This window comes from Guptibacillus hwajinpoensis (assembly GCF_020171785.1).
GTDB classification, from domain to species: Bacteria; Bacillota; Bacilli; order Bacillales; family Guptibacillaceae; genus Guptibacillus; species Guptibacillus sedimenti.
In genome coordinates this window covers 151360-163345 of sequence record NZ_JAIVAE010000011.1, presented here as the reverse complement: position 1 = coordinate 163345, position 11986 = coordinate 151360, and the positions used below count along the sequence as shown (strand labels likewise).

At 38.6% G+C, this 11986-nt stretch carries 13 protein-coding genes and 1 other annotated feature; of the genes, 1 reads left to right on the top strand and 12 read right to left on the bottom strand.

Annotated features, from left to right (window positions below):
- Nucleotides 1–203: 203 nt before the first annotated feature.
- The gene (locus LCL91_RS16895) at nt 204–1256 is read right to left on the bottom strand and encodes a M42 family metallopeptidase (RefSeq protein ID WP_224884015.1); all 1053 of its coding nucleotides are present in this window, start codon (nt 1254–1256) and stop codon (nt 204–206) included.
- A 108-nt stretch (nt 1257–1364) separates the two neighbouring features.
- Here LCL91_RS16895 and LCL91_RS16890 point away from each other — a divergent pair, with 108 nt between their 5' ends.
- Nucleotides 1365–2273, top strand: coding sequence for a hypothetical protein (locus LCL91_RS16890; protein ID WP_224884013.1), 909 nt, complete (start codon nt 1365–1367; stop codon nt 2271–2273).
- A gap of 13 nt (nt 2274–2286) precedes the next feature.
- Here LCL91_RS16890 and LCL91_RS16885 read toward each other — a convergent pair whose 3' ends face one another.
- The 11 genes from LCL91_RS16885 to pstB all read right to left on the bottom strand — a co-directional run bounded on the left by LCL91_RS16885 (nt 2287) and on the right by pstB (nt 11958).
- Complete coding sequence (locus LCL91_RS16885; RefSeq protein ID WP_224884012.1) at nt 2287–2994, bottom strand: HAD family hydrolase; 708 nt, start codon at nt 2992–2994, stop codon at nt 2287–2289.
- Nucleotides 2995–3108: 114 nt separating this feature from the next.
- Nucleotides 3109–3282 (bottom strand): hypothetical protein, encoded by a 174-nt coding sequence (locus LCL91_RS16880; protein ID WP_224884010.1) that lies wholly within the window; start codon nt 3280–3282, stop codon nt 3109–3111.
- A gap of 67 nt (nt 3283–3349) precedes the next feature.
- The gene (nhaC, locus tag LCL91_RS16875; protein WP_224884008.1) at nt 3350–4711 is read right to left on the bottom strand and encodes a Na+/H+ antiporter NhaC; all 1362 of its coding nucleotides are present in this window, start codon (nt 4709–4711) and stop codon (nt 3350–3352) included.
- 86 nt (nt 4712–4797) lie between these two features.
- Nucleotides 4798–4994, bottom strand: a binding site (T-box leader).
- Between the two features lie 113 nt (nt 4995–5107).
- Nucleotides 5108–6127, bottom strand: a complete 1020-nt coding sequence (locus LCL91_RS16870; protein ID WP_224884006.1) for a ThiF family adenylyltransferase — start codon at nt 6125–6127, stop codon at nt 5108–5110.
- Nucleotides 6128–6724 (bottom strand): molybdenum cofactor guanylyltransferase, encoded by a 597-nt coding sequence (gene mobA / locus LCL91_RS16865; RefSeq protein WP_224884004.1) that lies wholly within the window; start codon nt 6722–6724, stop codon nt 6128–6130. It lies immediately after the preceding gene.
- Nucleotides 6721–7491, bottom strand: coding sequence for a DUF92 domain-containing protein (locus LCL91_RS16860; RefSeq protein WP_224884001.1), 771 nt, complete (start codon nt 7489–7491; stop codon nt 6721–6723). The genes mobA and LCL91_RS16860 overlap by 4 nt, the downstream gene beginning before the upstream one ends.
- A complete protein-coding gene (locus LCL91_RS16855) occupies nt 7488–8054 on the bottom strand; it encodes a 5-formyltetrahydrofolate cyclo-ligase (protein ID WP_224884000.1) in 567 nt (188 codons plus the stop codon). The genes LCL91_RS16860 and LCL91_RS16855 overlap by 4 nt, the downstream gene beginning before the upstream one ends.
- Before the next feature lie 78 nt (nt 8055–8132).
- Nucleotides 8133–8282 carry a 50S ribosomal protein L33 gene (rpmG, locus tag LCL91_RS16850; protein WP_048308894.1) on the bottom strand — a complete coding sequence of 50 codons (150 nt, stop codon included), beginning with the start codon at nt 8280–8282 and terminating at the stop codon, nt 8133–8135.
- A gap of 76 nt (nt 8283–8358) precedes the next feature.
- Entirely contained in the window at nt 8359–10341 is a 1983-nt protein-coding gene (locus tag LCL91_RS16845; protein ID WP_224883998.1) for a glycoside hydrolase family 15 protein, read from the bottom strand.
- Between the two features lie 114 nt (nt 10342–10455).
- A complete protein-coding gene (gene phoU, locus LCL91_RS16840) occupies nt 10456–11115 on the bottom strand; it encodes a phosphate signaling complex protein PhoU (RefSeq protein ID WP_159783180.1) in 660 nt (219 codons plus the stop codon).
- 21 nt (nt 11116–11136) lie between these two features.
- Entirely contained in the window at nt 11137–11958 is an 822-nt protein-coding gene (pstB, locus tag LCL91_RS16835) for a phosphate ABC transporter ATP-binding protein PstB (RefSeq protein WP_224883996.1), read from the bottom strand.
- Between the last annotated feature and the right edge of the window lie 28 nt (nt 11959–11986).

Here is an 11986-nt window from a genome sequence, read left to right as displayed (position 1 = left end):
ATCACTTGATTCATGTTATAATCTTTAAACATAAGGGCACCTCCGATGGTTATTGTGTGGTAACTATAATTTTATCAGAGGTTGCCCTTATTTTATTGTTAAATTAAGATGAAAATATAAAAAGAGTGGCCCTGCGAACAAATTCTTTGTCCGCAGGGCCACTCTTATTTTAATTTACTGGGTTTTGTCCCAGCCTCTTTACTTCAGTCAATCATCTGTGATAAAAGATAGCGATAAATTAAATGAGCTGTATGAAGCATTGAATCCCCATGGGTGCGCTCATATGCATGGGAAGCATCAATACCAGGACCAATTAGAGCATGCCGGACATCGACACCTGCACGGATCGCTGCTGATGCATCTGAGCCATAGTATGGATAAATATCTAGCTTATACTCAATATCGTGTTCCTCTGCAAGGCTGACCAAATGCTCTCGGAGGCGATAATGATAAGGACCACTCGAATCTTTCGCGCAAATGGAAACGGTATATTCATCTGAGGATTGCCCATCACCAAGTGCCCCCATATCCACGGCTATGTATTCTACTGTTTCTTCAGGAATATTGGAATTTCCACCATAACCAATCTCTTCGTTATTAGAAATTAAGAAATGTGTTGTATGAGGAAGCGTTTTGTTATCTTCTTTTAGTTTTTTTATATTTGCAAGAAGCAGGGCAACGCTTGCTTTATCATCTAAATGTCTGGACTTAATAAACCCACTCTCTGTTAACTGCACTCGAGGATCAAAGGAAGTAAAATCGCCGACGCGTATTCCTAATTTCTTTACGTCTTCCGCGTTAGCAACACGTTCGTCCAGGCGTACCTCCATATTTTGTTCATCTCGTTTGATCTCTCCATTGTTTTTATAAACATGGACAGAGGTTTGGTGTAAAAGTATTGTGCCAGTAAAACGCTTACCATCTCCTGTAATAATTTCACAGTACTCTCCTTCTATTGCATTAAATCGAAAGCCACCAATTAAAGATAGACGCAGGCGACCATCACTCTTGATTTCTTTAACCATCGCGCCTAGCGTATCTACGTGAGCTGTTAACATGCGCTGTCGAGATGAATCAGCACCTTCTATCGTAGCAATTAGCCCACCTTTATGATTTCGCTTCGTTTCTACACCTAGTTCTTGCATTCTTCCTTCCACCCAACTAATCACTTCATCCGTGTAACCTGATGGACTTGGTATACTAACTAATTCTTTCGTCGTTTGTAGAAGCTCTTCTGCATGGAATAAGTCTCTCATTGCAATCATCCTTTCAAATTAGCTTGTAATAGGGAAAAAACGATCTTCATATTTTTGTTTACTATCTCATACATATGATGACAAGCTTAATGAATCGGAGGGCTCCGGATGATCAAAAGAATTCACTACGTTATCATGCTGGGAATGATTGGTTTTTTTGCGCTCATCCTTGTTAATACAAGTAGTAATCCTGTCAGGGAATCATTTACGTATTTCCCTCCTGACCCGGACGTTTCATTTGATTCAGCTAGTACATCTCTCACTATTTTAACGCAGGAAGATGAAGATGAATACACATTGAACTGGAAGACGGAGTCAACTCTTTCGGAAACGGCCTATTTACGTCAAGATTTATCATTTCTTTATGAAGAGGGGCGCTTAATTGACTCCATGTCAATCTGGAAAGAGAATACGGCAACCATTCGCCAAAAAAAAGGAATCACGAGTGAAGATAGTGGTCATTTTGAAGCTATCACTTACCATTATGGCGAAATACACTACCCAAATGATGTGATAAAAAGCGCTCAAAAAATGAGCTACGACCAGCTATACGTGATTGATTCGCCAATGACTCCACTAGAATCATTTAAACAAGCTTCAAGTGAAGAAGAAAAAGAATGGCAATATATTCTTGATCATGCAATCGATCAACAAGCTCAATTGGTTTTCAAATCTATGGTAGCTGAATATAACTTACATCCTGGAGATTATACGATTTTACCACTCACTTCTTTAAATCAATATGAAAACAAAGCACTTCCTGGCTTATCTCTAAAACAAACCACTGATGCTATTGGAGGAATATGGGAAGGGTTATATAAGAACTATTTTCTAGGCATCTTGCTCCCTGATAGTTCTACTGAAACACCTATAGGAAGCACCATTCCAGTTATACTCATTCATAAACAATCCCCTTATCTACTTATCTTATTTCAAACAAAAAGTGGAAAAAACGTTCAATTAATCCAATACTTTAATGAACCCTTACTAGAGCGTAAAGATGACTCACCAAATTAAAGGGAAGTGTTTGCTAATCAAATAAAATCTTCTTCAATTCATCATAAGAAACGATTTCAGAGACTTTATCCTCAAGATCCTGATCAACCTTTTCGTTTCGAGAATTGAAATAAATCGCATCAAAGCCTGCTTCTAATGCAGGTTTAATGTCATGTTCAAAGGTGTCGCCTATGTATAGATATCGCCCGGTACTACCTAAAACGTAGTGAAAGATAGAAGTTTCGGGTTTTTCCAACCCTACAACTTCTGAAATATAGATGTTTTCTCGAGGAATCCACCGTAACAGTTGTAACGCTTCAATCTTTGCTGTTTGAGTTTCCTTCCCACCGTTCGTAATGATGCCTAGTTCAATCCCTCTATTTTTCAGTAATGATAATATAGAATCACTTTCTGGATATAACTCAGCGAAAGAGGCCACTTTAGACTGATATTCTTCTTGAAAATCAATAGCTTCTTGTTCGGAGCATGTTAAATCAAAAAATTCATTCGTCTTACAATACCGATTAATTTGATAACGCTCTCTTGACCATTCTCCTTCTTCATAAAATCCCCAAAATTTATCACAGTTACATTTGAAAACAGTAAACCATTTATGAACTGGAAGAGATGATTTTTTCTTATATAACATGTTTTCTGCACAATGCAAAATGGTTTTTTCAAAAGCTTTTTCATGATCGTACAGAGTATTATCTAAATCAAAATAGATGTGTGTCCATTTCACAAAATCGCCTCCAATCTGAGTAGGATCAAATCTTACCTTTCTTATCATGATTCTTATTTTACTCTTTTCTATTTTTAGAAGAAAGGAAAAAACCTCCACCTTTCAAGGTAGAGGTTAGGATAAAAACGAGCTAAAAAGTTTGTTTCGTAAACCAGGAAATTTTAGTGAATTGCCCACGATGAAGCGTCTAATTACCGCCACACCTAATAGTCCATTTAATAAACGATACCGATATTCATAAATGACCACGACTAAGGATAAAAGAACGAGCACCTTCGTTATTTTCATCATACGCCTCCTGAAACTGTACTATACCTCTACTGTTTGCAGGTTATGGCGTTTTTATCCATAGTACCTATCCAAGTTTCTTATTATTCCAGTAGCCCAATATAATTGTAAATAATGGAGATAACCAAAGGAATATGGCAAATGGAAGATAGCTCATTACCGGTACACCTAGCGTATCTGCAAAAAACGCCCCCGAAACGCCCCAGGGAATTAATGGATTAATTAATGTTCCAGCATCTTCAAGTGTGCGAGAAAGGTATTTACGATCTACTCCTGCTTTGTCATAAAAAGGCTCAAACGTTTGCCCTGGAAGTAAAATTGACAAGTACTGCTCACCCGTTAATAAATTCACCCCAATGGCTGATGTCGCCGTCGCAGAGATTAAATGACCTCGCCTGTTTAGGAGCTTTGTTAAACCGCTCATGAGCGATTGAATGATGCCCATAGCTTGAAGTACACCCCCAAGTGCAAGTGCTAAAATAATAAGGGACACGCTCCACATCATGGATTGTAGTCCACCTCTATTTATAATTCCATTTACGAGATCACTGGACGTTTCACTTGCAAAACCATTTTGCATAGTTCCTATAATCAAGGAGGCTGAATTAACACCTTGTGTGACCATTGCCACAATAATTCCTGCAAGTAACCCAGCAAATAAAGTAACGAGAACCGGCACTCTTTTAACTGCAAGTATAAGCACAAGCAGTGGTGGGACTAACGTCCATAGCGATATATGAAACTCGCTTTTTAGCACCATCATTGCGTTGTCTAGATCCTCTGGATCAACAGAAGAAGATAAGTTTTTACTCATGATAAAAAAGAAAATAACCGTTACGATAATCGCTGGAATTGTTGTTCGCATCATGTGTCGAATATGCGTAAACAAATCTACTTTTGCCACTGCAGGTGCGAAGTTAGTTGTATCAGAAAGAGGAGACATTTTATCACCAAAACATGCACCAGAAATAACAGCTCCTGCTGCTAGCGCCGGACTTACCCCCATTGCAGCACCAATCCCCATCATCGCAACTCCAATTGTACCTATCGTTGTAAAAGAACTCCCCGTAAAGGTTGATACGATAATGGTAACAATTAACGCACTTATTAAGAACCATTCAGGTTGGATAAATTGAAGTCCTCCATACAATAATGTTGGCACAGTTCCACTTTGCATCCAGACAGCAATCATCATACCAACCACAAAAAGGATTAAAATCGGTTTTAACCCCGTTGTAATGCTCTCTAAAAGAGCCTTCTCAATTGCCTCCCACTTCATACCGAGTAAAAGTCCCATTATTCCCATGCCAACTACGCCCGCAAGGAGAGGAATATGAGGCTCCACCTTTAACCCAATAATACTAAATAACATCCAACTCATTAGTAAACCAATAACAACAAGCGCGATTGGAAATGATACTTTTTTCATTTTCTTTCTCTCCCTTAATCTATGTGTTCTCATCGATTAGTTTTGCTCTATCTGTATTTTTCCATTAAAAAAAGCCCTTCTTTAATTGAAGGGACGAAGTTCTTCGCGGTACCACCCTTATTGACAACATTAGCTGCCCACTCATCTCCCTTTTAACGGCGGGGATGCCGCGTACTAGTTCATCAGATGTAATTTCACTTCTAGACGCTCTGGTTTACAGCAACCACCAGATCTCTTCTGCTGCTCTTCTAAAGAAGTTACTTGTCTGAATCTTCACTTTTGTACTTTTATGCTTTTGTGCGTTTAAGTAACATCGTTATTTTATACTTGAATCCATCTTCCTGTCAAGAAAATCACGGATGTAAAAAAGCACCAGCCATGTGGCTGATGCTCTTTCTACATTCCGATATACCTTGCATAAAGCGCTTTTGCTCTTCCCCTATCTTCTGTTCCTTGGACAAGAACGCGACCGTCAGGAAATAATACAAGCCTCTCCCCTTCTTCTAGCTGAGCTTTAAGTAGGAAAGGTGTTTCCTTTACTTTTGTGGTTTTTTCAAGTTTGTCTGCCCATTCTTTTAAATCAAAATGACTTTCAAGCTGAATCTGAATCGTTTCTCTCCCACATAAAGAGGTAATATCATGCATTACTCCTGTCTTTAAAGAAGGATACTCGTTCGTTTGACAAGTTGGACAATCTTTTTTTGGAGAAGCAAACTTCATAGCATAACTGTGATTGTGCCAAATATCCATGGTCATTAGACTACGATGGAGCTTTTCATGATCTCCTGCTATATATTTCATAATTTCTGTCACTTGATACGATGCGATAATATCTACGATCGGAGAGATAACACCAATCGTATCACACGTTTCACCTGTCGTTCCTTCTCCTCCCTGAATAAAGCACCGTAGGCAAGGAGTTTCATCTGGGACAAATAGAGCTGTCATCCCCCTCGAACTAACTGCACCCCCATAAACAAATGGAATTTTATTTTTAAAACAAGCATCATTTAGAAGAAATCGCGTCGAAAAGTTATCCGTACCGTCCATTACAAAATCCATACTGGCAATAAATTCAGTAATGTTACTTGGGTTTACGTCGGCTGTAATGGCTTCGATTTCGACAGCGGAATTCATTTTTGTTAATTTATTTTTTGCAGCAACTGTTTTAGGTAATGCCGCTGCAACATCCTCTTCGTCAAATAACATCTGTCTTTGAAGGTTGCTTTTTTCTACATAATCTCGATCGATTATTCTTATGTAGCCAAAGCCTGCTCGAACAAGATGATTCGCAATAGCAGTGCCGAGCGCCCCCATCCCGACAATAAGAGCTCTCGACTGACTGAATTTCTTTTGCCCAACTTCGCCGATAGGAGAAAAAAGCATTTGTCTAGAATATCTTTTGAAGTCATCCATTTAATCTATCTCCTTTTGAACAAGTTTAAATTCTTCACGTGTATTTACATTTAAAAATTGTCTTTCTCGATTTTCAACTTCTACAAAATGGACATCAATTGATTGGAGAAGATCATGCATTCTTCTTTTCCCTGATATGAGTAGTTCTTCGATAACAGGCTGACATGAAGAATGGTAAAGAGCACAAAGTGGTTGGCGCCTTCCTGAACTAACAGGTATAATTGCCATTGCATCGCGATGCATTAATTGCTCTTCTATTAAAAGCGAAAATAAACCATCTGTTACAAACGGCATATCACAAGCTACGGTAAGATAATAATCCCCGTTCGATTGATTTATCCCAGAATAGATCCCTGCTAACGGACCCATCCCCTCGAAAGCTTCCTCATCTTTTATTACTCTTATATTTTCAGTTACCTGCATGTTAAACTGCTTTAAAAAATTTATTTTGGTTACAATCATGGCTTCATCTACTACAGGATGAAGCTGATTTAACACCACTTGATAAAATGGTTTGTCACAATAAGTAGCAAATGCTTTTGGAGACCCAAATCTTCGTGACTCGCCTCCTGCTAGCAATAAACCAGTTATTTTCATAACAACGCTGCACCTCCAACGAGTGCGCCAATAATAGACGAGACGAAATTGACTACATCATTATTCAAACCTTTTAAGCCTTTTATTTTGTCGGTCTTATTTTCACAATGAATATGGCGCTCGGTTTTTGTTCCACACCTTTGGCATTGAAACTCTTCTTGCAAGGTTGCTCCAAATAACGTATCGCTTAAACAACCGACAAAGCCTGCGAGCGTAACAAAGGCTATTGCTTGAAAAGATAAGTCAAAAACGAAAGCACCAACAACACCAATTAAACCCGCTCCTAGAATAGATGCTAATAAACCAAGCATACTAACTGCTCCAGAAGTGCCTGGTTGAACGAATTTCAATGTTTTTATATGAAGCGGTCTTCGCGCCGATAGAACGCCAAGTTCAGATGCCCAGGTATCAGAATTAGAAGTTGCAATCGCTCCTAAAAAAAGCAACAACCATGCTTCTCCAGGGGAAATAACCATCATTACTCCAGCAAAGGCGGCGATCCCACCGTTAGCAAGGACCTGAAATTCATCTCTTGACGAACCTTTCTCTACAATTTCTTCTACGTTATCTTTCAACTCCGTTTTATACTTACTCCAAATCGTTGAAGATAGAAAAAAGAGACCGAGAAGCAAAAGCCCTTTCCATGCAAAACCAAGTGCAATGGCGCACCCTATTCCTGTAGCAGCAACTGCTCCTCTTTTCGAAAGGGCTTTAGCTTTGTAACCTAGAAAACCTGTCAAAGCACATATAAAAAAATAAATACTCATTTAACGTTAACAATCTGTTCATCCGTGATTATTGCCTCTACAGGCAAATCAAACGTTTCGGTTGGTACATTTTCGACAACTTGAAATTGGTAAGCAAGCGAAACGGTTGAGTTGGAATAGTTCTTCAAATAGCGATCATAGTAGCCACCACCAAAACCAATTCTAAACCCATTTCGATCAAAAATGAGGCCTGGTACAAGCAAAAGTTCTATTTCGTCAGGAGGACACATTTCTGTTTTTTCGGGTCGTGGTTCTTCTAGACCAAAATATACTATTTCTAATTGATCCCATTCCGTTAAATAATAAAAAGTCATCTGTTTGGTTTTTGGATTACACTTCGGTACTGCTACTCTTTTCCCTTCACTCCATGCTCGTTCTATAATTTTTTTTGTATTTATTTCACCTTTCATTGCCACCGTTAAGCCGATCGTTTCTGCATTTGTGTACGGTTTATATGTATATAGACGATCAAGTATTTGTTGATCAAGCTTCCCTTTATCAGCAGCAGTTATTTCTTTTAATTTTATTTTCATATTTGTTCGCCACTCGTGTTTTGATTGCATCATCATTCCTCCTACTTTTCTCACTTACTAGTTTACGGGAAAATGAGCAAATAAAAAAGCAGTAGGATAACCTACTGCTTACTTTGTTTCGCGATGTAACGTCTGCTTTTTAAGTCTTGGGCTGTATTTTTTAAGTTCAAGACGATCAGGGTTAGTACGTTTGTTCTTCGTCGTGATGTAGTTACGATCGCCTGTTTCAGTGCAAGCCAATGTAATTTGTACGCGCATGAATATCCCTCCAAATCCTATCAAACTGTTCATTTAACAACATACTTCATTATGATAACAAACAAATCTCATTCAATCAAGTTGTTTTTGTTGTGGAAAGTGCTTCATACTTTTCAAGGTAATCTTTCACAACATCCACAAACGTAGCATGCGACCATGTTAAGGGCGCTACTGATAATGGTTTTCCTGTATACGGATGTACCTGCTCTGGTAGTATACCACTTGAAAGAGCCTGTTTATATACCCAATCTATGTGATGTTTCGCATCACGTAATTGTTTCAGGGTTTGGGCACGGGAAATTTTCCATTTAGCGATCCACAGAGTACAAATTACCCAAGGATTACCGGGTACTTCTTCAACATTTTGCGATTGTTGAAAATAATAATCGCTAACATAACGCGCTACGCCACCAATGCTCGTTTTTACAGAAAGTCTTTTTTCAATCTCTTCCATCGTTCGAACCATACGAGGATCATTAGCAGGAAAAACCCCAAATGCAAATAATCCAAATAGGCTGCTTTCGGTTGTATAATCTTTCGTTATTTCACCTGTTTCATTATTTCGATAAAGCCCCCTTAAGAAGCAGGAACGTGTTTCGTCATAGAGATGTTCCTCTATCCCCTTTTTAATCCGCTCTGCCCCTTTATAATAGCTCTCAGCACGATCATCTTCTCCGAACAACCTTGCAAACGAATGAGCAGCCATAAGACCACCATAGCAAGCGGATGCTGTAAAACTAAAAACACCAAACCTTTCTTCCCAAAGATCATAAGAAGGAAGTGGCAGGTCGAGGGTTTCATCCATAAATTGCAACAGAAATTTTGCACCAGGTCGAACTAAAAACTTATAAAGCGATTGAGCAAATTCAATATCACCTGTTGATTGGTAATGTTCCCAGAACGCCCAGAGAACAAGAGCCGTCTCATCCTCTTGTATCGGAAGCTGAGTTTTCTTTAAACGATCGACATAAGGATGCCAGCTCGACCCTACAGAACCATCAGGATTGTATTTATGATGTAAATACCCTTCTTTTGAAAGAAGTTCTGCACAGCAGCGATAAAAGTTTGTAACCATTCCATGATACCCTGCTTTAGACATGGCAGAAGCAATTAGCGCACCATCTCTAGGCCACATATAGCTATAATGATCGCGGTTATAATGCAAAATATCTGAGTCATTCGCTGCGATAATTGTACCATTTTGATTTGTTTGCGTTCGCACAATTAATAGACTTCTTTTATAAAGAGATACGATATTTGGACCTAAATCAGTCTCCGGAAGCACGGATTTGTTTACCCATCGATTCCAATACATTCGAATTTTTTCCACCGTTAATTGAGTACCAATCTCGCTCACATATTCATGAATGCTACTAACTTCTTCTTTAGTTCTACCTACTGTCATCCAGTAATAAGCTGTTTTTTGTCGATGCGGTTCCAACTTTGTCTCGAGTGAAAAAGTACTATCAACTGAACCTTGCGCAATTGGATTAACATGTAGATGGCCATCTTCAGCATCACGCCACGTGCCTTCAGCGGCCTGAAATCGCTTTACTCCAGTCGTGTACTGTTCAATTCCCTCTCCATCTAGCTCACCATTGAACAGAAAATACCTGTAGCGTTTATAATGAATCACAGACTTTGTATCTGGACAAAAGTAAGCTGTGTCGCCTACTTCTGTTTCATAAATATTTAAATCTTGATGAAAAAATAGTCTTACATCGCGACTTTGATTTTCTAAATTAACAATCGTAATTTTACGAATCATTAGCATTTCACGTTGATGTACGCCTTCTTCAAAAACAAGTTTAATTCCAAGATGAGGATGTACCGCAGTACTATACGTCACGAGCGTATCTTGATCATAATTTGGCTGGATATCCCATTCCGATGAGTGGAGCCATGAAAACTTCCCATCTACCCAAACCCCGATTCGATTTGCATGACCCTGAACGTGATTCTGTTGACCTACATAAGGGTAATAAATATCTCGAATTTGTAGAAATTGATCCATATTGATAAGCAGTTGACCGTTTCCAATAACTAAATGTCTTGGCATCTTGCTCCCCCCTATCCATCTCCTACACTAGTCTATTGCAGAAGTGGACAGGTCATTACTTAACCTTACTAAATAGATTAAAAAACCACACTCATTTAGAGTGTGGTTTTATGATTAAGCATTTAGGTCGTAGCGCTTCCCCTTCACAACGTAGATCACGCTTTCTGAAATATTTGTGCAATGGTCTCCAATACGTTCTACATAGCGGCAGATAAAAGAAAGCTGTTGAATTTGGCTAACACTTTCAGGATGTTCTGTCATCAATTCAAGTAGTTCTTTTACCAGTCGTCCGTACATGTTATCAATTTCATCATCAGCATCCGCAACAGCCATTGCTTGATTCACATCTTCATCATAAAAGGAGGCAAGTACTTCCTTTAACATATTATTTGCTTTTTGAGCTAATGCTGGAATTTCTTCAATCGGTTTAACAAAAGGTTTGTCCCCGATTCGAATAATTGACTTAGCAATATTAACAGCAAGATCGCCAACACGCTCAACATCCGTTGTTATTTTCAATGCCGAAATAAGTCTTCTTAGATCTGTTGCAAGCGGCTGCTCCTTCGCAATTAACCATATCGCAGTTTCATTAATTTCTTCTTCAAGGCGGTTAATTTTATAATCATTATCAATGATTTCAAGTGCTTTATCAACATCCTGATTCTTCAATGCAGTAATTGCTTCGTCAACCGCCACCTGCGCTAAAGAGCCTAGCTCAAGAAGCTTAGTTTTTATTTCATCTAATTGTTCTTGGAAATTTTCTCTCACTACCATAAATGCTCACCCCCGAAATAATTAACCGAAACGGCCTGTAATATAGTCTTCTGTTCGCTTATCTGTAGGATTAGAGAATAACTGGTTCGTATCAGAAAACTCTACGACTTCACCGTTTAAGAAAAAGGCCGTTTTATCAGAGATACGAGCTGCTTGTTGCATGTTGTGCGTTACGATAATAATACTGAAATCTTTCTTTAATTCTTGAACAAGTTCTTCTACTTTAAGAGTAGAGATTGGGTCAAGCGCAGATGTTGGCTCATCCATCAAGATAACATCAGGCTCAATTGCTAGACAGCGAGCGATACAAAGGCGCTGTTGCTGACCACCAGATAAACCGTACGCATTTTCGCTAAGACGATCTTTTACTTCTTCCCAAAGCGCTGCACCTTTTAAGCTTTTTTCGACAATTTCATCAAGTACTTTTTTGTTTTTAATGCCATGAATTTTGGGACCATAAACGACATTTTCATAGATTGATTTTGGAAATGGATTCGGCTTTTGGAAAACCATTCCCACTTTTGTACGCAAATCTTCTACTTTGTATTTGTTCTCAAAAATGTTTTTCCCACGATAGTTAATATCACCAGACATTTTTACAATTGGCACCATTTCAACCATTCTATTAAGAGCTTTAATAAACGTGGATTTACCACAACCGGATGGCCCGATAATTGCTGTTACCTGTTTTTCTGGAATTTCGAATTTAATATCTTTTAGAGCCTGGTCTTTTCCGTACCATAAATTAAAATTTTGAATGCTATATACAGAATCTTTTTCTTTTATCTGTTCTTCTGACCGAGGAGCTTTTACGACTTTCTTTTCATCCATAACTGTTTTCATTTTCAAAATCCCCTTTACACATTGATGA

Bases quoted from the DNA above. Each gene is read 5' to 3' on its own strand.
- LCL91_RS16855 (WP_224884000.1), bottom strand. From the start codon at position 8,054: ATGCAATCAAAACACGAGTGGCGAACAAATATGAAAATAAAATTAAAA.
- LCL91_RS16870 (WP_224884006.1), bottom strand. From the start codon at position 6,127: ATGGATGACTTCAAAAGATATTCTAGACAAATGCTTTTTTCTCCTATC.
- LCL91_RS16860 (WP_224884001.1), bottom strand. From the start codon at position 7,491: ATGAGTATTTATTTTTTTATATGTGCTTTGACAGGTTTTCTAGGTTAC.
- LCL91_RS16845 (WP_224883998.1), bottom strand. From the start codon at position 10,341: ATGCCAAGACATTTAGTTATTGGAAACGGTCAACTGCTTATCAATATG.
- phoU (WP_159783180.1), bottom strand. From the start codon at position 11,115: ATGGTAGTGAGAGAAAATTTCCAAGAACAATTAGATGAAATAAAAACT.
- LCL91_RS16890 (WP_224884013.1), top strand. From the start codon at position 1,365: ATGATCAAAAGAATTCACTACGTTATCATGCTGGGAATGATTGGTTTT.
- pstB (WP_224883996.1), bottom strand. From the start codon at position 11,958: ATGAAAACAGTTATGGATGAAAAGAAAGTCGTAAAAGCTCCTCGGTCA.
- LCL91_RS16880 (WP_224884010.1), bottom strand. From the start codon at position 3,282: ATGAAAATAACGAAGGTGCTCGTTCTTTTATCCTTAGTCGTGGTCATT.
- rpmG (WP_048308894.1), bottom strand. From the start codon at position 8,282: ATGCGCGTACAAATTACATTGGCTTGCACTGAAACAGGCGATCGTAAC.
- nhaC (WP_224884008.1), bottom strand. From the start codon at position 4,711: ATGAAAAAAGTATCATTTCCAATCGCGCTTGTTGTTATTGGTTTACTA.
- LCL91_RS16895 (WP_224884015.1), bottom strand. From the start codon at position 1,256: ATGAGAGACTTATTCCATGCAGAAGAGCTTCTACAAACGACGAAAGAA.
- mobA (WP_224884004.1), bottom strand. From the start codon at position 6,724: ATGAAAATAACTGGTTTATTGCTAGCAGGAGGCGAGTCACGAAGATTT.